The organism is Pseudomonas sp. 7-41, assembly GCF_021233075.1.
In the GTDB taxonomy this organism is placed as follows: domain Bacteria; phylum Pseudomonadota; class Gammaproteobacteria; order Pseudomonadales; family Pseudomonadaceae; genus Aquipseudomonas; species Aquipseudomonas veronii.
The window spans coordinates 4,154,832-4,175,338 of record NZ_CP089551.1 but is presented as its reverse complement, the minus strand read 5'-3'; the positions used below and the strand labels follow the sequence as shown (position 1 = coordinate 4,175,338).

At 63.0% G+C, this 20,507-nt stretch carries 20 protein-coding genes and 1 pseudogene; 11 read left to right on the top strand and 10 right to left on the bottom strand.

The window, feature by feature from the left end; genetic code table 11:
* Position 1 precedes the first annotated feature (1 nt).
* Together cobF and LQ249_RS18555 are read left to right on the top strand one after the other, a co-directional pair.
* On the top strand, positions 2-757 hold the full coding sequence (gene cobF / locus LQ249_RS18560) for a precorrin-6A synthase (deacetylating) (RefSeq protein ID WP_108525161.1): 756 nt from the start codon (positions 2-4) through the stop codon (positions 755-757).
* A gap of 11 nt (positions 758-768) precedes the next feature.
* Positions 769-1,488: an alpha/beta hydrolase gene (locus tag LQ249_RS18555; protein ID WP_046383057.1), complete on the top strand. Its 720-nt coding sequence runs from the start codon at positions 769-771 to the stop codon at positions 1,486-1,488.
* Positions 1,489-1,618: 130 nt separating this feature from the next.
* On the opposite strand, the gene LQ249_RS18550 is transcribed toward LQ249_RS18555, so the two are convergent.
* From LQ249_RS18550 to LQ249_RS18540, 3 genes are all read right to left on the bottom strand, one after another.
* Positions 1,619-2,173, bottom strand: a complete 555-nt coding sequence (locus tag LQ249_RS18550; protein ID WP_017849157.1) for a hypothetical protein — start codon at positions 2,171-2,173, stop codon at positions 1,619-1,621.
* 76 nt (positions 2,174-2,249) lie between these two features.
* Positions 2,250-4,058 (bottom strand): monovalent cation:proton antiporter-2 (CPA2) family protein, encoded by a 1,809-nt coding sequence (locus tag LQ249_RS18545; protein ID WP_046383058.1) that lies wholly within the window; start codon positions 4,056-4,058, stop codon positions 2,250-2,252.
* A 143-nt stretch (positions 4,059-4,201) separates the two neighbouring features.
* Complete coding sequence (locus LQ249_RS18540; RefSeq protein WP_232565752.1) at positions 4,202-5,086, bottom strand: EamA family transporter; 885 nt, start codon at positions 5,084-5,086, stop codon at positions 4,202-4,204.
* Positions 5,087-5,189: 103 nt separating this feature from the next.
* Between LQ249_RS18540 and LQ249_RS18535 the strand changes: the two genes are divergently transcribed.
* The 3 genes from LQ249_RS18535 (at position 5,190) to LQ249_RS18525 (ending at position 8,981) form a co-directional block, all read left to right on the top strand.
* On the top strand, positions 5,190-5,972 hold the full coding sequence (locus tag LQ249_RS18535; protein ID WP_057004363.1) for an AraC family transcriptional regulator: 783 nt from the start codon (positions 5,190-5,192) through the stop codon (positions 5,970-5,972).
* Positions 5,973-6,066: 94 nt separating this feature from the next.
* Positions 6,067-7,620 (top strand): DUF726 domain-containing protein, encoded by a 1,554-nt coding sequence (locus tag LQ249_RS18530; protein WP_232565751.1) that lies wholly within the window; start codon positions 6,067-6,069, stop codon positions 7,618-7,620.
* Between the two features lie 41 nt (positions 7,621-7,661).
* Entirely contained in the window at positions 7,662-8,981 is a 1,320-nt protein-coding gene (locus LQ249_RS18525; RefSeq protein ID WP_046383062.1) for an Nramp family divalent metal transporter, read from the top strand.
* Positions 8,982-9,007: 26 nt separating this feature from the next.
* On the opposite strand, the gene LQ249_RS18520 is transcribed toward LQ249_RS18525, so the two are convergent.
* Both LQ249_RS18520 and LQ249_RS18515 read right to left on the bottom strand, forming a co-directional pair.
* Positions 9,008-9,385 (bottom strand): type II toxin-antitoxin system VapC family toxin, encoded by a 378-nt coding sequence (locus LQ249_RS18520; RefSeq protein ID WP_046383063.1) that lies wholly within the window; start codon positions 9,383-9,385, stop codon positions 9,008-9,010.
* Positions 9,382-9,741 (bottom strand): type II toxin-antitoxin system Phd/YefM family antitoxin, encoded by a 360-nt coding sequence (locus LQ249_RS18515; RefSeq protein ID WP_227778671.1) that lies wholly within the window; start codon positions 9,739-9,741, stop codon positions 9,382-9,384. Before LQ249_RS18515 ends, LQ249_RS18520 begins: the two co-directional genes overlap by 4 nt.
* A 111-nt stretch (positions 9,742-9,852) precedes the next feature.
* On the opposite strand from LQ249_RS18515, the pseudogene LQ249_RS18510 reads away from it, so the two are divergent.
* The 5 genes and pseudogenes from LQ249_RS18510 to LQ249_RS18490 form a co-directional block, all read left to right on the top strand.
* Positions 9,853-9,987: pseudogene (locus tag LQ249_RS18510) on the top strand (DMT family transporter); the annotation flags it as partial.
* A gap of 89 nt (positions 9,988-10,076) precedes the next feature.
* Positions 10,077-10,247 carry a metallothionein gene (locus tag LQ249_RS18505; protein ID WP_079444133.1) on the top strand — a complete coding sequence of 57 codons (171 nt, stop codon included), beginning with the start codon at positions 10,077-10,079 and terminating at the stop codon, positions 10,245-10,247.
* 76 nt (positions 10,248-10,323) lie between these two features.
* A complete protein-coding gene (locus tag LQ249_RS18500; RefSeq protein WP_046383065.1) occupies positions 10,324-11,088 on the top strand; it encodes an AraC family transcriptional regulator in 765 nt (254 codons plus the stop codon).
* A 90-nt stretch (positions 11,089-11,178) separates the two neighbouring features.
* The gene (locus LQ249_RS18495) at positions 11,179-11,352 is read left to right on the top strand and encodes a DUF1427 family protein (protein WP_017849167.1); all 174 of its coding nucleotides are present in this window, start codon (positions 11,179-11,181) and stop codon (positions 11,350-11,352) included.
* A 30-nt stretch (positions 11,353-11,382) separates the two neighbouring features.
* Positions 11,383-12,342 carry a quinone oxidoreductase family protein gene (locus LQ249_RS18490; protein WP_232565750.1) on the top strand — a complete coding sequence of 320 codons (960 nt, stop codon included), beginning with the start codon at positions 11,383-11,385 and terminating at the stop codon, positions 12,340-12,342.
* Between the two features lie 48 nt (positions 12,343-12,390).
* Here LQ249_RS18490 and LQ249_RS18485 read toward each other — a convergent pair whose 3' ends face one another.
* From LQ249_RS18485 to LQ249_RS18475, 3 genes are all read right to left on the bottom strand, one after another.
* Positions 12,391-13,419 (bottom strand): purine-nucleoside phosphorylase, encoded by a 1,029-nt coding sequence (locus LQ249_RS18485; RefSeq protein WP_108525167.1) that lies wholly within the window; start codon positions 13,417-13,419, stop codon positions 12,391-12,393.
* Between the two features lie 14 nt (positions 13,420-13,433).
* Positions 13,434-14,381: a nucleoside-specific channel-forming protein Tsx gene (locus LQ249_RS18480; protein WP_057004359.1), complete on the bottom strand. Its 948-nt coding sequence runs from the start codon at positions 14,379-14,381 to the stop codon at positions 13,434-13,436.
* Positions 14,382-14,536: 155 nt separating this feature from the next.
* A complete protein-coding gene (locus LQ249_RS18475) occupies positions 14,537-15,475 on the bottom strand; it encodes an AraC family transcriptional regulator (protein WP_057004358.1) in 939 nt (312 codons plus the stop codon).
* 268 nt (positions 15,476-15,743) lie between these two features.
* Here LQ249_RS18475 and LQ249_RS18470 point away from each other — a divergent pair, with 268 nt between their 5' ends.
* Entirely contained in the window at positions 15,744-16,517 is a 774-nt protein-coding gene (locus LQ249_RS18470; protein WP_108525171.1) for an L-iditol 2-dehydrogenase, read from the top strand.
* Positions 16,518-18,196: 1,679 nt separating this feature from the next.
* Here the strand turns inward: LQ249_RS18470 and LQ249_RS18465 are convergent.
* Together LQ249_RS18465 and cobA are read right to left on the bottom strand one after the other, a co-directional pair.
* Complete coding sequence (locus LQ249_RS18465) at positions 18,197-19,651, bottom strand: cytochrome D1 domain-containing protein (protein ID WP_079444127.1); 1,455 nt, start codon at positions 19,649-19,651, stop codon at positions 18,197-18,199.
* On the bottom strand, positions 19,648-20,472 hold the full coding sequence (gene cobA, locus LQ249_RS18460; RefSeq protein WP_017849359.1) for a uroporphyrinogen-III C-methyltransferase: 825 nt from the start codon (positions 20,470-20,472) through the stop codon (positions 19,648-19,650). The genes LQ249_RS18465 and cobA overlap by 4 nt, the downstream gene beginning before the upstream one ends.
* Between the last annotated feature and the right edge of the window lie 35 nt (positions 20,473-20,507).

Genomic DNA, 20,507 nt, shown 5'->3' with positions numbered 1-20,507 from the left:
CATGAAACGCATCCTGATCATCGGCATTGGCGCCGGCAACCCTGACTACATCACGATGCAGGCCGTGAAGGCGCTGAACCGCACCGACGTGTTTTTCCTGATGGACAAGGGCCAGAGCAAAGACAAGCTGATCGACCTGCGCCGTGAGATCTGCGCAACCTACATCACCGAGCCCGGCTACCGCTTCGTCGAGGCCGATTGCCCCGAGCGGGTGCGCGGGGACATCGACTACACCCGCGCCGTGCAGGACCTCAACCGCGATAAGCAGCAGACCTTCGAGCGCATGATCAATGAAGAAATGGCCGACGGCGAAGTGGGGGCTTTTCTGGCTTGGGGCGATCCGGCGTTGTACGACAGCACCATCCGCATTCTGCAGGCGATCCTGGCCAGTGGCCGCTGCGTCTTTGAATTCGAAGTGATCCCCGGCATCACCAGCGTGCAGGCCCTGGCGGCCCAGCACAAAGTGCCGCTGAACCGCATCGGCCGCTCCATCGAGATCACCACCGGGCGCCGCTTGGCGGCGGGGCAGGCGAGCGATGCCGACACCCTGGTGGTGATGCTCGACGCCGAAGACTCCTACCGCACCGTGGCCGATCAGGATCTGGACATTTATTGGGGGGCCTACCTCGGCACGCCGGATGAAATCCTCATCAGCGGCAAGGTGAGTGAAGTCGCTGAAGACATCCAACGGGTGCGCAAGGCTGCGCGTCTGGCCAACGGCTGGATCATGGACACTTATTTGCTGCGCAAACCCTGAGGTCGATCTCCATGTTCAAACTGTTCGCGCTGGTGCTGACCCTGGTGGCCGGTGCCGCCCACGCCGATTCCGACCTGCACACCGACTTGCCGTTGTTGTACCTGGAACAGACCCAGGGCGATGCGCGCAACCAGCCGCTGGTGATTTTCCTGCACGGTTTTGGCAGCAACGAGGAAGACCTGTTCGGCATCAAGGATGCGCTGCCGTCCACCTGGACCTACCTGTCGGCGCGCGCGCCGATGCCGGTGGACGCCCAAGGGTTCCGCTGGTTCACCAAGACGCCGGGTGACGGCGATTACGATGGGATGACCGACGACCTGCAGAGCAGCGCCAGGCTGATCAAGGCGTTTGTCGCCAAGGCTACCGTCAAATACCACACCCAGCCTGACCGGGTGTTCCTGGTGGGGTTCAGCCAGGGCGCGATCATGTCTTACGAGGTGGCGTTACGTGACCCTGAGTTGGTGCGCGGGATTGCGGCGCTCAGTGGCAGCGTGTTGCCGGTGCTCAAGGCGCAGCTCAAGCCGGATGAGCGATTGGGCCAGCTGGCGATTTTCATCGGCCACGGCACGTTGGACCAAGCGCTGCCGTATGCCTCGGCGACGCGGGCGAACGAGGTGTTGTCGGGGTTGGGGCTCAAGCCGCAGTTTCATACTTATCCGGGCATGAACCACACCATCAGCGCAGCGGAAGTGCAGGACTTGAAGGCCTGGCTGGAAACCAATGTGAAGTGAACACCGTTAAAAATGTGGGAGGGAGCTTGCTCCCGATAGCAGTGTGTCAGCCAACACATGCATGACTGATGCACCGCCATCGGGAGCAAGCCCCCTCCCACAGTTGATCGGTGTGGTTTTAACGGTCGGTTTACTTGCCGCCGGTGATCAGTTTCACCAACTGCGCATGCCCCTTCACATCATCCGCCCGCGAAATCGCCTGGATCACCAGTAAGTGATTGCCGGAACCGCCGAGGAAGGTGGAGTTCAAGGTTTTGCCGCCGCCTTGGGTGGCCGTGCTGTCCACCTGGCGCAGGCCGAGGCCTTTGAAGGTCAGTTTCTTTTCGTTCTGTTTCTTGAAGTCGGGCAGGGCGGCGCTCTGGTCCTTGACGAAGCCGGCGACTGCGCCGTCGAGAAACTGCGGGTCATTATCTTTAATGGTCACCCCGTCGTTGCGCACGGTTTCGGCGACGATGACCACACTTTTCGTGGTTTGGTTCGCGTACATCGTACCTTGGGTATCCCCGGTGCCGTCTGCTGCCTTGCCGGCTGGCAGGGTGTCGGCGACATAGGCCTTGGGCAGGTCGAAGCTGAACTTGCCGCCCAAGGTGGAGATGGTCTGATCCGCCGGCTTGGCCGCGGCGAATACGCTGCCGGCGCTAAGCGCCAGGGCCAGCAGGACGGCGGTCTTGGTGAAAGTGGCCATGAAGAAACGCTCCGGTAGATGAACGAAATTGCGCCGTATTCTGTCAGAAAATTCGCAAGATCGTTCATCCGCACCATCACACCTTGTCGGACTCTTCCTCAAGACGGTCCATTTCAAACAACCGCGCCAGTTCCGCACGGGCTTCCTGGGCGGTCTGCATGACCTTGGCCGCGTCGTCGTACACCGCGTGCTGGGCGGCGAGGACCTGCAGGTCGTGGTTCTTGAACCGGGTGATGCGCGCGTCGGCCTGGGCTTGGCTCAGGCCGAGACCCACCAGGGTGCGGCGGCTCATTTCCAGGCTGGAATAGAAGGTTTCGCGCACCGGTGACGCGTCGAGGTCCACCAAACGGTGGACGTGCTGGCGGTTACGGGCGCGGGCGATGATCTTCATGTGCGGATAGAGGCTGCGCACCAGTTCGGCGGTTTTGATGTTGATCTCCGGGTCATCCATCGCGATGACGAAGAACTCCGCCCGGTCGACCTTGGCCGCGTGCAGGATCTCCGGACGTTGCGGGTCGCCGTAGAACACCGGCATGCCGCCGAAACTGCGGGTCAGCTCGATGGTTTCGACCGAGGTGTCCAGGGCGATAAACGAAATGTTCTGCGCGCGCAGGATTCGCGCGACGATCTGCCCCATGCGGCCCATGCCGGCGATGACCACGCGCGGCGCATCGCTTTCGATGGTGCGGTATTCCTCGGGGACTTCCACGGGTTTGACCTTGGGCTTGAACAGCTTCGGGCAGACCAGCAACAGCAGCGGCGTCACGGCCATCGACAGGGTGATGGTCAGCACCAGGATGTCGTACAGGTGCGGTTCGAACAGGCCCTGATCGCGGCCGATCTTGAACACCACGAAGGCGAATTCACCGCCTGCCGCCAGCACCACGCCCAGGCGCAAGGCGCTCTCGCGGTTGAGATCGCCCACCAGCCGGCCGACGGCATACAGCAGCGGCAGTTTCAAACCGATCAACAGCAGGGTCAGGCCGATCACCACCAGCGGCGAGCTGAGCAGCAGGCTGAGGTTGGCGCCCATGCCCACGCTGATGAAAAACAGGCCGAGCAGCAGGCCCTTGAACGGTTCGATCTGGGATTCCAGTTCGTGGCGGTATTCCGAGTCCGCCAGCAGCAGGCCGGCGAGGAACGCGCCCAGGGCCATGGACACGCCGACCAACTCCATCAGCCAGGCGGTGCCGATCACTACCAGCAACGCGGTGGCCGTGGACACTTCGCGCAGGCCGGTCTTGGCGACGACGCGAAACACCGGGCGCAACAGATAGCGCCCGCCGATGATCACCACGGCGATGCTGCCGAGGATCTGCAACACGTGCTGCACGCCCTGGGCCTGGGTGCTTGGGTGATCGCCCCCGGCCAGCAACGGCACCATGGCAATCAGCGGGATCGCCGCAATGTCTTGGAACAGCAGAATCGCAAAAGCCAGGCGCCCGTGGGGCTGGTTCAGCTCCTTGCGCTCGGCCAGGCTTTGCAGGCCAAAGGCGGTGGACGACAGCGCCAGGCCCAGGCCCAGCACGATTGCGCTGTTCCACGACTGGCCGAACAGCCACAGCGCGACCCCGCCCATCACCAGGCCGGTGAGCAGCACCTGGGCCAGGCCGACACCGAATACCGCCTTGCGCATCACCCATAAACGTTTCGGCGACAGCTCCAGGCCGATGATGAACAGCAGCAGCACCACGCCCAACTCCGAGAACTGCGCGACGCTTTGCGGGTTGCCGATCAGGCCCAGTACCGACGGGCCGATGATCACACCGGCGAACAGATAGCCCAGCACCGCGCCCAACTGCAGGCGCTTGGCCAGGGGCACGGTCAGCACGGCGGCGAGCAGGAACACCACGGCTGCTTGTAACAGGTTGCCTTCATGGGGCATTGCGAACTCCAAAATCTTTAAAGCCAATCAACAGGTGGCTATTAGAGCGCTTTTTACATGTCGATAATTGTGTTTTTGCAGTGTGGGATCGTGCTTGGCAGGTGATTTTTTGCTGGGCGACTGCGTTCTCGCGGGCGTGTCTTTCACTGGCTGAGTGTTTTTCCAGGCGCACTGGCGGGCGTGCGGTACAACCCCACGGCCAGTCCCGTGATGATGAGCGCAATCGAGAGCAGGTTGGGCGTGGATATGCGCTCGCCGATGATCAGCATCGAACTGGTCATGCCGAACACCGGAATCAGCAGGGACAGCGGCGCTACGGTGGATACCGGGTATGCCTTGAGCAGTGAGTTCCAGCCCCAGTAGGCAAAGTGCGTGGCCAGGTAGACCTGGAACAGGATGGAACCCGCCGCCGTCAGGTCGAGGTTGGCGCCCACGTTGGCGAACGCTGCGCTGCCGTGCAGCCACCAGGCCATGAGCCACAGCGGAATCGGTGGGAACAGACTGGCCCACACCATGAACGAGAAGATCTCTTTCACGCCCGATTGCTTGATGATCACGTTGCCGACACTCCAGGCCAGCGCGCTGAAGACGATCAACAGAATACCCAGCAGCGCGTGGTCGCCGTGTTGCGTCGCGATAATCCCCGCCAAGCCGGTCATCGCGAGCACGGCGCCGAGCACTTGGGCCCTGCGGATTTTTTCCTGGAACAGCACATAGCCCCAACCCATGCTGAAAAACACGCTGAGTTGGATGATCAGCGAGGCGATTCCCGGGCTGACGCCGACCTGAATGCCGTAGTTGATCACGCCCCACATCCCCAGCCCGAAGATAAGCCCGTAAGCCGCCACATAGTGGAAGCGCACGGCGGGGCGCTTGATGAAAAACACCAGCGGCAGGGCGGCGAGGGCAAAGCGTATGCCGGTGAGGACAAAGGGGTCGATTGCACGCAGGCCCAATTTTGTCAGGGGGAAGTTCACCCCCCAGACCAACGTAACCAGCACAGCAAGCACCAGGTGTTTTTTCTGCATGGGGTTTCCTTTTAGGCAGAGTGCAGCTTCAAAGGCGTCGATGTTAGGCGGCAGGGCAATGGCCCGCTTGCTATGTCAGGTCAACTTTTGACAGAATCGGGCCATGATGCCGACTTTTGATTCCGACAGCCCCGACGCGCTGGTGACGCTGCGCGAATACCCCTCTGGCACCGTGTTTGCGCGGCACACGCACCCGCGAGGTCAGTTCGCCTACGCTTCCACCGGCGCGCTGAAAATGTTTACCGACCTGGGCAACTGGGTGGTGCCGCCGCAGCGGGCGATCTGGGTGCCCGGCGGCGTGCCCCATGAAATGCAGATGCGCGGCGATGTGGTGATGCTCAATACCTACCTGGACGCCGGCGCCGCCGCACGGGCGGGGTTGCAGGCACGCTGCCAGGTGTTTGAAGTGTCGCCCCTGCTCAGGCATCTGTTGCAGGCGGCGCTGGCCATCGAGCCTTCGACCTTACCCAATGCCAGGCAGGCCTGCGTGCTGACGCTGCTGATCGACGAGATCGGAGCGATGCCCGAGTTGCCCCTCAGCGCGCCGTTGCCCCGCGAGCCACGGCTGGCGAGCGCCTGCCAGCGTTTTCTGGAGGCCCCTACGCAACACACTTCGATTGACGAAATGGCCGCGTGGTCGAGCATGAGCCGGCGCACCTTTACCCGTCATTTCCTTGAGAGCACGGGCATGACGTTCGTCGCCTGGCGCCAGCAAGTCTGTCTGCTGGAAGCCACTGCCCGGCTCAGCCACGGCGTGTCCGTCACCGAGGTGGCGTTTGAGTTGGGCTTCAGCAGTGCCAGCGCCTTCACCGCGCTGTTCCGGCGCAACCTGGGCGATACCCCGGCGCGTTATCTGACTAAATCAAAGGCCGCGTCGTTGTTCTGAGGGGGTTGTGGCGTCCGCGCCCGTCAGGATTCACCTTCCTGCGGCTCGCCCTTTGTTACTATCGGCGTCCTTCGTCACCAGGAGTCACCGGCCCATGCAGCACCAGTGGGATGAAATGCACCGTACCCGCAAGCCTACGTTCGTACTGTGCGGCGAGCCTCAGGGGGACGTGCTCAATCTCTATGTTCACGGTTACTCGGCGTTCTTCAACCGGCAGCAACTGGGCAACTTCACGGCGCAACTGGCAAGTATCGAAGGTTCGACCAACCTGATGCTGTTCTGGCCGGCCGGGCATTTTCTGGAAAACCTGTTCGCACCGTTCAAGGACGTGATCACCGCGATGCTCGGCGGCGGCGGCCTGGGAGCGGCGACGGTAGGGGTGGGCAAGGCGATCGGGTATTTTCTCGACCATTACAAAAGTGTCGAGGCGCGGGTGGATGAAGTGGCCCGCAGCCTGTTGCCGGAATTGGCCGAGTTCCTCCACGGCGAGTCGCTGCAGGTGCGGCGCATCAACCTGATCGGGCATTCCCTCGGCGCGCGCATCCTGGTCAAGAGCGTGTTGGCCAACCCCGACACTGCGCGCGAACTGCCGTTGAACCATTTGCTGTTGATGGGCGGGGCGATCTGTACGTCGAGCCCTTGGGATGAAGTGTGCGCAGCGCTTTCGGGGCGGGTGATCAACTGTCACTCCAGTAAGGATTGGGCCCTGGCGATGAAACCGGATACCGAGCGTTGCATCGGTCGCTACGCCATCCCGATCACGCCCGCGCTCAAGGCCAAGGTGACCAACGTTCACCTGGCCAGCTTCGATCACGCGGCCTATTGGCCGCAGTTGCAGACGGTGGTGCAGTACACCGACCTGCTGCAGGAGCGACGCGGCATGATCCGCGCCGACCAGCGCAGTAGCGAGGTGCGCTTTGCCGAAGAAGATGACGAACTGTTCCCGGTGCTGGTGCGGGCGCGCCCGGACGAGCTGAAATTCCTCGCCGAATTGATCGCGCAAAAGCGCAGTGCCTCGATTGATGCCACGGTGCGCGAGCCGCTGAAGTTGGCCATCGAGTTGCAGCGCATGGGCGGCGACAGCTTCATGAACCTCGCCCGGGGGCACGGCGTGGGGTATCGCCAGATCGCCGAGGATGTGGCGCAGCGGCTGGGGATCAAGTTCGATGAGCCGATGGAGACTGTCGTGCTGGCGGACATCGAAGCGCAAGTCGCGGAAAAACTCATCGAACAATACAAGGACAAACTCAGCCACGCCGACCGACAGGCGTTCGACGCCGAGCTTCAGGCGGCGGCGCAAAAGGAGCAGGGCCTGTTCCAGCGCATCGATGTCGGCCGTTCGGCCGCCACGGCGTTGAGCGGTACGGCGTTGGCGGGGCTGACCGGGTTCATCCTGCGGCGCGGCGCGGCCACGGCGATTCCGCTGGTGGGCCAGGCGCTGGCGGCGGCGATGTTGCTGGTGAGCGGGGTGCGTGCGTTTTCCGGCCCGGCTTATTCGATCACGACCTTGGCGGTACTGGTGATCGGGGTGATCCGCCAGCGCATGGAGCGCGAAGCGTTGAACCAGGAAATGGACCTGGTGGTGCAAGTGGTCGAAGCGTTTGACCTGCCGCGGGACACGGTGATGCGAACGGTTGCATCCGACTGATAAGCTACGGGCTTGTCTAGAGTGTTTGCCTGGGATACTGCGTGAAATTCAGCCTGCCGAAAATCGCTACCGCTCCGTTTTGCCCGCCGGAAGTGGCTGGCTCTGTCATCGTCGACCCCAAGGCGTCGTTTTTCAAACGAATGCTGATGTTTGCCGGCCCCGGCTTGCTGATTTCCATCGGCTACATGGACCCGGGCAACTGGGCCACGGCGATCGAGGCCGGCTCGCGCTACGGCTACAACCTGCTGTTTGTGGTGCTGCTGGCCAGCCTGGCGGGCATGGTGGTGCAGTGCCTGTGCTCGCGCCTGGGCATCGCCACCGGCAAGGACCTGGCGCAACTGTGCCGCGAACGCTACAGCCAACGCTCGGCCCGCACCCAGTGGGTGCTGGCGGAAATTTCCATCATCGCCACCGACCTCGCCGAAGTGCTCGGCTGCGCCCTGGCGTTTCACCTGCTGCTCGGTGTTTCGTTGACCACCGGCATTGTCATCACCGCGTTTGACACGCTCTTGGTGCTGGCCCTGCAAAATCGTGGTTTCCGTCGCCTGGAAGCAATCATGCTGGCGCTGGTCGCCACCATCGGCGTGTGTTTCTTCATCGAACTGGTGCTGATCAAGCCCTATTGGCCGGACGTGTTCAGCGGCTTTGCGCCGTCGTTGTCGGCCATCAGCGATGCCGCGCCGTTGTACCTGGCGATTGGTATCCTCGGTGCCACCGTGATGCCGCATAACCTCTACCTGCACAGCTCGATCGTGCAAACCCGGCTGATCGGCAAAGACCTCGCCAGCAAGCAGGACGCGGTCAAGCTGGCGCGTATCGACACCATCGGCTCCCTGGCCCTGGCCTTGCTGGTCAACGCCGCGATCCTGGTGCTTGCCGCCGCTGCGTTCCATAAAACCGGGCATACGGATGTGGTCGAGATCCAGGACGCCTACCATTTGCTCGATCCTCTGGTCGGCGGCGCCTTCGCCAGCATCCTGTTCGGCATCGCCTTGCTGGCCTCCGGACAGAGTTCCACGTTCACCGGCACCATCGCCGGGCAAGTGATCATGGAGGGCTACCTCGACCTGCGCATTCCTTGCTGGCAGCGACGCCTGATCACCCGTGGGCTGGCGCTGATCCCGGCGTTCGTGGGCGTGTGGCTGATGGGCGACGCGGCCATTGGCAAGTTGCTGATTCTCAGCCAGGTGGTGCTCAGCCTGCAGTTGCCGTTTGCGTTGTATCCGCTGATTCGCATGACCGGCGACGCGCGACTGATGGGCCCGTTCGTCAATCGCCTGCCGACGCGCTTGCTCGCGTGGTTTCTGTTTGCGCTGATCAGTGGCGCGAATGCGTGGTTGATCGGGCAGTGGTTGTTTTGATCCAAGGCCCGCGGTGCTGGGGCGATCTACACCAGGACCGCCAGCGATGTGTATTGGGCAACCTGCGGATCGGCCGTCAATAGCTTCATTGGTTCGCTCAGGGCGGTTGCAGCGATGAGCCGATCGAAAGGGTCTTTGTGATGAGGCTCGAGATCCTTGACCGCAATGGCGTGTTCTGACGTGATGGGGAGTTCGACGAAACCGCTTTGCAGGCAGCACTCACGGACTTCATCCAGATCGACAGTGAGTTTCCCCAGGCCGACCTTGATCGCCAGTTCCCAGAATGTGGCGGCACTGACGTAGATCTCTGCGGCATGTTCAATCAGCTTTCGGGCTTTGCTGGAGAGCTTGGGGTCATCGTTCAACGTCCACAATAGGATGTGGGTATCCAGCAGCACTCTCATGAATGAGTGCCCTGGAACGCCGCGATGAGGTCGTCGGACAAAGGCGCGTCGAAGTCATCCGGAATCACCAGCTTGCCTTGCATGGCGCCAATTCGCCGGCCTTTGGATTTTCCAACAGGGACAAGCTGCGCCATCGCTCGCCCATGCTTGGCGATGGTGATGATTTTGCCGGCAGCTGCCTCATCAACCAGTTTTGACAGCGTGTTTTTGGCTTCGCCCAACGGCACTGTAATCATGGGGCTCTCCGCATATTTTGGCCAAATATAGCCAGAACTGCTGGCGCTATCAAAGACAGCCTGACCGCTGGTTGACGCCAACCGTTTTGAGCGCGACGGGTTGCGGTATATGACATCCATGGCATTGCTCCAAACAAGGATTTCGTCGAAGTCTGTCGCAGCGTGCCGGGCTTAGGAATAGTGGCCCGAAAAATCGGAATGGACCTACTTTAACCGCGAGGCGTTTTCCCCATGAGCGTGCTGATCGACCATTTCGGCTGGCTGGGCCACCCGGCCATCGAGCTGTCGGGCAGCCGGATCGTGGCAATGGCCTGCCTGGCGCTAGCGCTGGTGTTCATGTACCGCAGCAACGCCCGCACCGACTGATGGGAGGAACCATCCGCGCCGGCCCGCAGTCACTGCTAAAGGTGTCGGCGCCCGCCGCACCGGGACGACCATAACGAAGGAGTCTGACCATGCCAGATACAACCTGTGCCTGCCCACACTGCAAATGTGTGCTGGGAGTGGAGGCGGTGATGAAAGACGGTAAGGGCTATTGCTGCCAGGGCTGTGCCGAACACCATGCCCATGGTGAGCCGTGTGTGGCGCCGACGGGCTGCGAATGCGCCAAGTCGGCTAAAGGCTGAGCGCGGTAAAAATTCGCTCGGCTTGTCGGGCGCTGGTCATTACCATGGCCGCTCACCCTTGCCGGATGTGTTCCCCATGGCCCTGGCCACGCCCCCCGACCTCAGTGATCACGCCGTGCCCGTGCAGCCGCTGGCGCGGACCTACCCGCGTGGTTGGTATGTAGAGCCCCATCGGCATGACTGGGGCCAGTTGCTCTATGCCATGAGCGGGGTGATGTGGGTCGAGACGCCACGCGAAGCGCTGGTGGTGCCGCCCCAACGCGCCGTCTGGCTGCCGCCGGGCGTGGAACACGGGATACGCGTGGTCTCGGATTTGCAGATGCGCAATATCTACCTGCGCCCGGCGCTGGCCGCGACGCTGGACAGCCAGGTGCAGGTGATTGAAGTCGGCGGGCTGCTGCGCGAGTTGATCGTGACCCTGGTGGAGCAGGGCGACAGTGGCGATGCCGGCTATTACGACGCGGTGGTCGGCCTGGCCCTGCTGGAGCTGCAGCGCGCACGCCGCGCGTCAATCCGCATCGCCATGCCGCTGGAGGCCGACCGCCGCCTGGTCAATGCCTGCCAGGCGGTGATGGCGGCGCCATCCCTGGCGATTCCCTTCGAGCATCACGCCGAGGCCGCCGGTGCCAGTGTGCGGACCTTGGCGCGGCTGTTCCAGAACCACCTTGGCATGGGCTTCGCCGAATGGCGCCGCCAGGTGCAACTGGCCACGGCGGTGGCCGAGTTGATCCAAGGCCAGTCAGTCAGCGCGATCGCACGGTCCCTGGGTTACTCACCCAGCAGTTTCAGCGACATGTTCCGTCGTGAACTCGGCGTGGCACCGTCGCAGTATCGCGGTTGAAGGTTTGGCCGAAATCCTGAAGCACTTGGCCGATGAGGTGGGCGGCGGCTTCCTACACTAAGCGCCATCCAACCACCAGGCGCTGCCCCCATGAGTTACTTGATCTCCCTTGCCATTGGCCTCTTCGTCGGCGTGATCTACGGTGCGCTGGATTTCCGCTCGCCCGCGCCGCCGGCCATCGCGCTGGTAGGCCTGATGGGCATGTTGCTCGGCGAAAAACTGTGGCCGATGGGGCGTCAGTTGGTCAGTGGTTGGTTGTCCTGAATGTCCTTTCCCCTTTGATGGATGCCGCTCATGAAAGCGCTGCAATTTTCCGCCACCGGCGACCTCTCCACCCTGCGTTTCGTCGACGTCACCACCCCGGTGCCCGCCGCCGGGGACGTGCTGGTACAGATCAAGGCCGCCGGTCTCAACCCCAGCGACGTGAAGAATGTGCTCGGTCGCTTTCCCTACACCACGCTGCCGCGCATTCCCGGTCGCGACTTCGCCGGCGTGGTGGTCGAAGGCCCGCAGGAATGGGTCGGGCAGGCGGTCTGGGGCACCGGACGTGACCTCGGTTTCTTCGCCGACGGTTCCCACGCCCAGTACCTCACTGTGTCGGCCAAGGGCGTGGCGCACAAACCCAACCACCTGAGTTTTGCCCAGGCCGCCAGCCTCGGTGTGCCGTACACCACCGCGTGGGACGCCCTGCAGCGCAGCGCGGTCGGCGAGGGCACGCGGGTGCTGGTCATCGGTGCGAACGGGGCCGTCGGCAGTGCGGCGTTGGCCTTGGCGAAAATCCTTGGGGCGCAGGTACTGGCGGCGGTGCGACGCCCTGAGCAGGCCGAAGTGTTGCAGGCGCAAGGTATCGCCGCGATTACCCTGGGCCGACCGGAGGATTTGGGCGCGCAGGTCAATGCCGTGTTCAAGGGCGGCGCCGATGTGATCTTCGACACCACGGGGTTCTGGTTGCCCGCCGCCGTGGCGGGGCTGGCGCCGTTCGGGCGCATCGCGATCATCGCCGCGCCGGTCGACGGTCAGGTGCAACTGCCGGCCCTGGCCCTGTATCGCAAGGGCGGTTCGGTGGTGGGGATCAATTCGTTGCTCTACAACTGCGAACAATGTGCGGTGATGCTGGAGCAGTTCGGGCACTTCTTTGACGAAGGGTTGCTGCCGCTGCCGAGCGGCCTGCGCGAAGTGGCGTTGGCCGAGGGTGTGAAATGCTTCGAGGAGGTGAATGTGGGCAGCGCCGATAAGATCGTCTTGCTGCCCTGACGCGCTTGAACAGGTGGGAGCAAACCCGCTCCCACCGGTGGTTTTTGGCTAGGCGTCGGGCACGCCTTTTTCCCACGCCGACCAGTGCTTCAGGATCGCCTGGACCAACGGGTTGCCCGTGCGGTACAGGTTCTCCAGCGCCGGCACGAAGCCGCCCTGGTCCGCATATTTGAGCAGGTTATCCACCTCGCTGTAGCCCGGATAAGGTCGGTCGAAATCCGACCCGGCGCGCACCACCGCCAGGCGCTGGATATCCACCAGCCCTTCGCGACTGGCGCGCAGCAGGGCTTCATAGGTGGAGTTGTCTTCCTGCTGGGTGGTGCAGTATTCGCCTTGGTTGTCGGTGAGCAACCGCGTCCAGACTTCGGCGCGCTCGCTCAGGCGCGTGCCGGAGAACCAGGTATTGCCCGCCAGGGTGTCGCAGCGGGTGACTTGCGGCGGTTGGTTGGCCGGTGCCGCAGGGTAGTGTTTGCGCCAGGCGCTGGATTCCGGGCTTTCCGTCAGCTCAACCTTCTGCGACAGGGCAAACGCCTTGGCCTGCAGTTTCGGGTTCAGCTCGAACACTTCGGTCTTGTAGTCCAGCGGCGGTTTTTCGTTCGGACCCTTGGTGTTGATACCGATGTAGCCGGTCGGCCAGTCTTTGGGCGCGTCCCGCGAATCGATTTCCCACTGGGTGCCGAACTCCACCAGGTAATGCGCCCAGGCGGTGGTGCCGAGGGTGCCGTGTTTGGGGCTGATGCCAGCAATCCCGGCGATCAGAAAGTAGCTCTGGCGCAAGTCGAATTTGGGTGACAGCGCCAACGCCAGGGTGGAGGCGGCGGCGTTGGTCTGGCCCATGCCGGTCACCAGCAGGCAGACGTCTTCGGTATTGCAACGAATCACCGGGTATTCGGCAGACAAGCCCGGCACGCGGACTTCCTGCTTGAGCGCCAGGCGATCGATCCAGGTTTGCGCCTCGGGGGCGAACATGGTGATCAGCATCACCTTGGGCTTGATCGGCGCAGGCGGCTGCGCCAGTACCAGGTGGGGCAGCAGCGCCAGGCCGACGGCCAGCGAGACACGGGTAAACAGACTCATCTAAAACTCCTTGATCAGAATTGGTAGCCTACGCCGGCGTAGTATCCCCAGCCGTTGGAGCGTGCGCGGAAGTTACCGTCGCCGAAATTCAGCTCGCTGCCATCCTCCCAGTTACCGCCGTTGTGAAAGTAACGACCGACCAGAGTGAAGCGCAGGTGGGTGAACGAGTACAGCAGCACGTTGGTCGCCACCAGCGCGTTGGCGGTGCGCGCCGGGTTGTCCTTGTGCAGGTCCGAGCCGAAATCGTAGTTAGTGAAGCCGATATAGGTCAGCGAGGCGCCGTTGTCGAACGTGTCGATGGGCACAATGTACTTCATCTGCGCGCGGTAGCCGTCCCATGCGTATTCATTGCTGGCGCCATAGTTTTCCCATTGGTAACGCCCATAAAAGTTCGCCGACAGGTTGACCCGCGAGTGGGTGTCGATGTCGGTGCCGAGGCCACTGTATAGCGTGTTGGCACGGTTGGCGGTGTTACTGCCGTGGTCGTAGATCCAGTCAAAGGCCACGTACCATTCCTTGAACGGGCCGATGGCCAGGCTGCGCCCCGCCAGGTAGTCGATGGAGATCCGTGGCTCGTGCTCCATGAACAACGGCGAGCCATGATCCCATGCGCCTTTGTCATTACTGTTACCGATGCCGAGAATCTTCGGCACGTCGATATAACCGTACAGCTCGAAGGGACCCTTGCGGCCGAAGTACTCGTATTCCAGGTAGACGTCATCGGCCGGCTTGGGGCCGAAGCTGATGTCTTTGCTGCCGATCAATGTCAGGTCCTGGTTGAACCAGTCCGACAGGTACACGCCTTTTTTCGCCGGGCTGGCTTCAGGGCTCAGGGTTTCGCCCTGTGCTGAGTCATCGACGGGTTGTTCCTGCGCCAGAATGGGCGGGCTGAGTACTCCCGTAACGGCGCTCAATAGCAGGGAAACACCAAAGGAAGCGGAATGCCTTGAGGTGGAGTGCATTGAAAATCCCTATTCAGTTGCGGTTTAGACCCGATTCTTCGGGTTCAGGTGAACTTGGCGGCCAAGTTCGTTCCGCAAACGTTTGCACAAGCTGTACCAACTTTACTCAATGGGCTGAATAGCTTGGGAAAAATCCTAATTAATCGACCATTTGGTCAGTATTGACGCGGTGTCATTTTTTCGCTGCGCTGGAACAGGTGCATGGCCGTTTCGCGCCGATATTCGCTGGGCGTCTGGTGAATTTCGATGCGAAAGTGCCGGTTGAAATTGGACAGGTTGGCGTAGCCCACTTCAAAGCAGATCGCCGCCACGGACAGCTCGCTTTGCAGCAACAGCCGGCACGCCCGCTGTATGCGGAACTTGCGCATCAGGTCGATAAAGCCGTGGCCGGTGTTGCGCTTGAAGAAGCGTGAGAAGCCCGCTTCGCTCATCTCCAGTTGCCGGGCGATTACCGACAGGCGCACATCGCCGGTCAATTCGCGCATCAGGTAGTCGAACGCCTTGTTGATGCGCTCGGCGCTGCGCGCGTCCAGGGTCGGCGCATAGCACGGGCTGGCCAGGGCCTGCACCTGCGGCGGCGGGGCGTTCTTGAGGGTGTCGAGCAGTTGCAGGAACAGGATCAGGCGTTGCAGGCCGTGGGCGCTGCCGATGTCTTCCAGCAGGCGGGCCGCTTGCACAGCGGTTTCGCCGCTGAATGCCAGGCCGCGCCGGGCCTGTTCGAACAACGGCTGCACGTCGCCGAGTTCCGGCAGGGTCTTGCGCAGGGCGAGGAGGGCGCTGCCATCGAATTGCAGCACCACATCGCGGCCGTTCAGGTGTTCGCCGGGGGCCAGGTCGCCGATCCAGTCGTGGGGCAGGTCCGGGCCGATCAGCGCAACATGCCCGGCACCGAATGCGCCGATGTAATCGCCCGCCACCAACTTGCCGCTGCCTTGGCGGATCAGGTGGATCTCGAATTCCGGGTGGTGATTCCAGCGCGCCAGTTCGTAGGGGTAGTCATGTTCGAACCAGCGAAAACAGTGTTCCGGCTCGGGCAGGATCACTTCGAGTTCGGCGGGGCGGTGTTCGAACAACTCGGCGCGGCTGATGGGCATGGTGATGCCTCTTGTACTTGGGGAATTGCGCCAAAATACGCGTGTTGGCGACAGCCGCGCTACCGAAGCTTTCGCCCGACACTGATACTTTTTTGATTCCGGGCCTGCGGTTAAAAAAGTATCGGTCGGGCATTCGCCACGGGTTTGTGAGGGCCCGGCCAAGCTGCTGTAATCGGCCCTCGACCATAAAAACAAGCGGTGGACACCGCCGAGCACGAGATCAAACGCGCCGGTTATCCCCCATCAATGCCCGAGGGACACGCACCCCATGAAACGACTGGAAGGTAAGAGCGCGCTGATCACCGGATCGGCGCGAGGCATCGGTCGCGCCTTTGCCCTGGCCTATATCCATGAAGGCGCCACGGTTGCCATCGCCGATATCGACCTGCAGCGGGCCCAGGCCACAGCAGCCGAACTGGGCCCGCAGGCTTACGCGGTGGCAATGGACGTCACCGACCAGGCGTCGATCGACGCCGCGATTGCCGCCGTGGTGGCCCATGCCGGCCAGCTGGATATTCTGATCAACAACGCGGCGCTGTTCGATCTGGCGCCGATTGTCGACATCACCCGCGAGAGTGTCGAGCGGCTGTTCTCGATCAACGTCGCCGGCACCCTGTTCACCCTGCAGGCCGCGGCTCGGCAGATGATCCGCCAGGGCCACGGCGGCAAGATCATCAACATGGCCAGCCAGGCCGGACGGCGCGGCGAGCCGCTGGTCGCGGTGTACTGCGCGAGCAAGGCGGCGGTGATCAGCCTCACCCAATCGGCGGGGCTGAACCTGATCAAGCAGGGCATCAACGTCAACGCCATCGCCCCGGGCGTGGTCGACGGCGAGCATTGGGACGGGGTGGACGCACTGTTCGCCAAGCACGAAGGCCTGGCGCCGGGCGAGAAGAAGCAGCGAGTAGGCGACGAGGTGCCGTTCGGACGCATGGGCACCGCTGAAGACCTCACCGGTATGGCGATCTTCCTCGCGTCGAAGGACGCCGACTATGTCGTCGCCCAGACCTACAACGTCGATGGCGGGAACTGGATGAGTTAGGTCATACACCGATCAACATGTGGGAACGAGCATGAGGCTGCGATAGCGGGCTGTCAGCCAGCAAAACTGTCAGCAGTACCGGCCCCGTCGCAGCCTCGCCAGGGCTCGACACCTCCCACAGTAGATCGCCATGTCCGCCCGCACCGCGGTCCCCTTGTGGGAGCTGTCGAGCTTCAGCGAGGCTGCGATAGCGGGCTGTCAGGCAGCAAAAAAGTCAGCAGTACCGGCCCCGTCGCAGCCTCGCCGGGGCTCGACATCTCCCACAGTAGATCGCCATGTCCGGCCGCAGCGCGGTCCCTTTGTAGGAGCTGTCGAGCTTCAGCGAGGCTGCGATAGCGGACGGTCAGGCAGCAAAAAAGTCAGCAGTACCGGCCCCGTCGCAGCCTCGCCGGGGCTCGACACCTCCCACAGTAGATCGCCATGTCCGCCCGCACCGCGGTCTCCTTGTGGGAGCTGTTGAGCTTCAGCGAGGCTGCGATAGCGGACGGTCAGGCAGCAAAACTGTCAGCAGTACCGGCCCCGTCGCAGCCTCGCCGGGGCTCGACACCTCCCACAGTAGATCACCATGTCCGCCCGCACCGCGGTCCCCTTGTGGGAGCTGTCGAGCTTCAGCGAGGCTGCGATAGCGGGCTGTCAGGCAGCAAAAAAGTCAGCAGTACCGGCCCCGTCGCAGCCTCGCCGGGGCTCGACATCTCCCACAGTAGATCGCCATGTCAGCCTGCAGCGCGGTCTCCTTGTGGGAGCTGTCGAGCTTCAGCGAGGCTGCGATAGCGGACGGTCAGGCAGCAAAACTGTCAGCAGTACCGGCCCCATCGCAGCCTCGCCAGGGCTCGACACCTCCCACAGTAGATCGCCATGTCAGCCCGCAGCGCGGTCTCCTTGTGGGAGCTGTCGAGCTTCAGCGAGGCTGCGATAGCGGGCTGTCAGCCAGCAAAACTGTCAGCAGTACCGGCCCCGTCGCAGCCTCGCCGGGGCTCGACACCTCCCACAGTAGATCGCCATGTCAGCCCGCAGCGCGGTCTCCTTGTGGGAGCTGTCGAGCTTCAGCGAGGCTGCGATAGCGGGCTGTCAGCCAGCAAAACTGTCAGCAGTACCGGCCCCGTCGCAGCCTCGCCGGGGCTCGACACCTCCCACAGTAGATCGCCATGTCAGCCCGCAGCGCGGTCTCCTTGTGGGAGCTGTCGAGCTTCAGCGAGGCTGCGATAGCGGGCTGTCAGCTAGCAAAAAAGTCAGCAGTACCGGCCCCGTCGCAGCCTCGCCAGGGCTCGACACCTCCCACAGTAGATCGCCATGTCCGCCCGCAGCGCGGTCTCCTTGTGGGAGCTGTTGAGCTTCAGCGAGGCTGCGATAGCGGACGGTCAGGCAGCAAAAAAGTCAGCAGTACCGGCCCCGTCGCAGCCTCGCCAGGGCTCGACACCTCCCACAGTAGATCGCCATGTCCGCCCGCAGCGCGGTCTCCTTGTGGGAGCTGTCGAGCTTCAGCGAGGCTGCGATAGCGGGCTGTCAGGCAGCAAAACTGTCAGCAGTACCGGCCCCATCGCAGCCTCGCCAGGGCTCGACACCTCCCACAGTAGATCGCCATGTCCGCCCGCAGCGCGGTCCCTTTGTGGGAGCTGTCGATTTCCATTTCAACCCATGCCGGGGGTTCCTCGCTGACGGGCAGGTCCCCAGCGCGAGGTTCAGTGTGATGTGCCTTCGGCAAATTCGACTTTGTTGCCCACGTTGTACTTGCCCGAGGGTTTGTTCATCGGGATGCGCTTGATCTCCTTGAGTGTCTGGCTGTCATAGACGATCAACGCCCCATCGTTGGCCCAGATGCTCAGCAACAGGTAGCGGCCGTCGCGGGTGAATTCCACGTGGGCGGCGGTCTTGCCCGGCATTGGGCGTAGGGTGTGGGCGATTTCCAGGGTCTGTTTGTCGATCAGGTGAATCGCATCGTTGTCCGGCCCGAAAAACACATCGCTCCACACATAGCGCGAATTGGCATGGCTGCGCATGAAAAAGCCCGGGCCGAGGGTGGGGATCTGCTTGATCAGCGTCCAGGTCTTGAGGTCGATCACCGAGATTTGCCCCTTGCTGATATTGGGCGTGGCAAACACCCACTCACCGTTGCGCTGCCAATACGTCCCCGAGCCCAGGTGCGGCATGCCGGACAGTGGGATGTCGGTGACCACGTGGCCGGTGTCCAGATCGATTACCTGGCCGCCGCCGGCCTTGCGTGAGGTGGCGACCAGTTGGCGATAATCCGGGGAAAACGAAAAGTCATCGAGCACGTCCTGGGCCTGGATGCGCCGCGGTTCGAAGCTGGGTCGGGCGGCGGCATAGGACAGTTCCCAGACTTCATTCACGTCCTTGAGTGCCACGATAAAGCTGTTGCGCGGCGGGGCGGTGTACACCGCGCTGACCCGCGACGCGGTGTCGAGGGTCTTGACCAGCGACAGGTCGCGGGCATCCAGCACCACCAGGTTGCCCGGCAGGTAATTGCCCACCAGCACCCAGCGCCCGTCCTTGCTCACCGCGAGGTTGCGGGTGTTGAGCGCCACGCGGGTTTCGGCGATCAGCTTGAGGTTGTGCAGGTCGTACAGGCTGATCCAGCCGTCGCGCGAGGCGAAGTACACAAAGCGCCCATCGGGGGAAAATTTCGGCCCGCCGTGGACCGCGAAATGGGTCGGGAAGCGGTCCAGCACGGCAAAGGTGTCACCGTCGAGAATGTCGATGTGATGGTCGCCGGACTCCACCACCACAAACAGGTTGAGCGGGTCGGCGTGATGCTGAGGCGTAGTCGGCAAGCGGCTCAGGTCTGCCAGCAGGGTGTGGCTGTTATGGATGTCCTGCTCGTTCCAGGTCGCCGGTGTGGCAGGCGGTTGCTGCAGGAAATTCGCCAGGCCGTCGATCTGCGCAGCGCTCAACTGTGGTGCAAACGCCGCCATCTGACTGGCCGGGCGCCCTTGCTCGATGACCTTGCGCACTTCCTCCGGCTTGATCCGCCCCAGGCTTTCCGGCAGTAACGCCGGGCCGCTGGCGCCGATGCGGTTGACGCCATGGCAGCTCGCGCAGTGACGCTGGTAGTCCTCGGCCGGCGTGCCGTGGGCGGCGGCGGCCCAGAGCAAGGGCAGCAGTAGCAGGCGTTTCATACCGCCACCGCTTCGCGGGCCGGCGACAGGCTGGCGGGGAAGTGCAGGGCGGCTCCGGCGAACAGGTTGACCACATGGCCGATCACCGTCAGGGTCGGCACACCGGGTTCGCAGTCGGCGGCCATCGTCGGCAACTGGCGCAGGGTGCCACGGGCCACCTGCTGGTCGGCTCGCGCGCCGTTGCTGATCAGCGCCGCTGGGGTGTCCGCCGGCAGGCCCGCCGCCACCAGGTGTTCGGCGATCAGCGCGAGGTTCGACAGGCCCATGTAGAACACCAGCGTCTGGCTCGGCTCGGCAAGGCTGGCCCAAGGCAGCTTCAACGCGCCGTCGCGTTGCAGGTGCCCGGTGACGAAGCGGCAGGAGTTGACCAGATCGCGGTGGGTCAGGGGGATGCCGGCATAGGCGCTGCACCCGGACGCGGCGGTGATGCCCGGCACCACCTGGCAGGGCACGCCTCGGGCCAGCAGGTATTCCAGCTCTTCGGCGCCACGGCCGAAGATAAACGGGTCGCCGCCCTTGAGGCGCACCACCCGTTGCCCCTGGTCGGCCAGTTCGGCCAGCAGTTCATTGAGTTGATCCTGCGGCAGGCTGTGACAGCCGCTGGCCTTGCCCACGTAATGGCGCGCGCAGGTCAGCGGGATCAGCGCCAACATCTCGGCGCTGATCAACCGGTCGAAGACCACCGCATCGGCCTGCATCAGCAGGCTCCAGGCCCGCAGGGTCAGCAGGCGCGGGTCGCCGGGGCCGGCGCCCACCAAGGCGACTTCGCCGGGGTGGAAGGGGCTGTGCAAACTGGCAGGTAAGGTGGTCGGAGTGTGCATGAGACGTCCTTGATACATCATCAGGTAGGCTGCCC

Excerpts from the sequence above, each read along its gene's own strand:
- cobF (WP_108525161.1), top strand. The coding sequence starts at position 2 with ATGAAACGCATCCTGATCATCGGCATTGGCGCCGGCAACCCTGACTAC.
- LQ249_RS18555 (WP_046383057.1), top strand. The coding sequence starts at position 769 with ATGTTCAAACTGTTCGCGCTGGTGCTGACCCTGGTGGCCGGTGCCGCC.
- LQ249_RS18550 (WP_017849157.1), bottom strand. The coding sequence starts at position 2,173 with ATGGCCACTTTCACCAAGACCGCCGTCCTGCTGGCCCTGGCGCTTAGC.
- LQ249_RS18545 (WP_046383058.1), bottom strand. The coding sequence starts at position 4,058 with ATGCCCCATGAAGGCAACCTGTTACAAGCAGCCGTGGTGTTCCTGCTC.
- LQ249_RS18540 (WP_232565752.1), bottom strand. The coding sequence starts at position 5,086 with ATGCAGAAAAAACACCTGGTGCTTGCTGTGCTGGTTACGTTGGTCTGG.
- LQ249_RS18535 (WP_057004363.1), top strand. The coding sequence starts at position 5,190 with ATGATGCCGACTTTTGATTCCGACAGCCCCGACGCGCTGGTGACGCTG.
- LQ249_RS18530 (WP_232565751.1), top strand. The coding sequence starts at position 6,067 with ATGCAGCACCAGTGGGATGAAATGCACCGTACCCGCAAGCCTACGTTC.
- LQ249_RS18520 (WP_046383063.1), bottom strand. The coding sequence starts at position 9,385 with ATGAGAGTGCTGCTGGATACCCACATCCTATTGTGGACGTTGAACGAT.
- LQ249_RS18515 (WP_227778671.1), bottom strand. The coding sequence starts at position 9,741 with ATGGATGTCATATACCGCAACCCGTCGCGCTCAAAACGGTTGGCGTCA.
- LQ249_RS18505 (WP_079444133.1), top strand. The coding sequence starts at position 10,077 with ATGCCAGATACAACCTGTGCCTGCCCACACTGCAAATGTGTGCTGGGA.
- LQ249_RS18500 (WP_046383065.1), top strand. The coding sequence starts at position 10,324 with ATGGCCCTGGCCACGCCCCCCGACCTCAGTGATCACGCCGTGCCCGTG.
- LQ249_RS18495 (WP_017849167.1), top strand. The coding sequence starts at position 11,179 with ATGAGTTACTTGATCTCCCTTGCCATTGGCCTCTTCGTCGGCGTGATC.
- LQ249_RS18490 (WP_232565750.1), top strand. The coding sequence starts at position 11,383 with ATGAAAGCGCTGCAATTTTCCGCCACCGGCGACCTCTCCACCCTGCGT.
- LQ249_RS18485 (WP_108525167.1), bottom strand. The coding sequence starts at position 13,419 with ATGAGTCTGTTTACCCGTGTCTCGCTGGCCGTCGGCCTGGCGCTGCTG.
- LQ249_RS18480 (WP_057004359.1), bottom strand. The coding sequence starts at position 14,381 with ATGCACTCCACCTCAAGGCATTCCGCTTCCTTTGGTGTTTCCCTGCTA.
- LQ249_RS18475 (WP_057004358.1), bottom strand. The coding sequence starts at position 15,475 with ATGCCCATCAGCCGCGCCGAGTTGTTCGAACACCGCCCCGCCGAACTC.
- LQ249_RS18470 (WP_108525171.1), top strand. The coding sequence starts at position 15,744 with ATGAAACGACTGGAAGGTAAGAGCGCGCTGATCACCGGATCGGCGCGA.
- LQ249_RS18465 (WP_079444127.1), bottom strand. The coding sequence starts at position 19,651 with ATGAAACGCCTGCTACTGCTGCCCTTGCTCTGGGCCGCCGCCGCCCAC.
- cobA (WP_017849359.1), bottom strand. The coding sequence starts at position 20,472 with ATGCACACTCCGACCACCTTACCTGCCAGTTTGCACAGCCCCTTCCAC.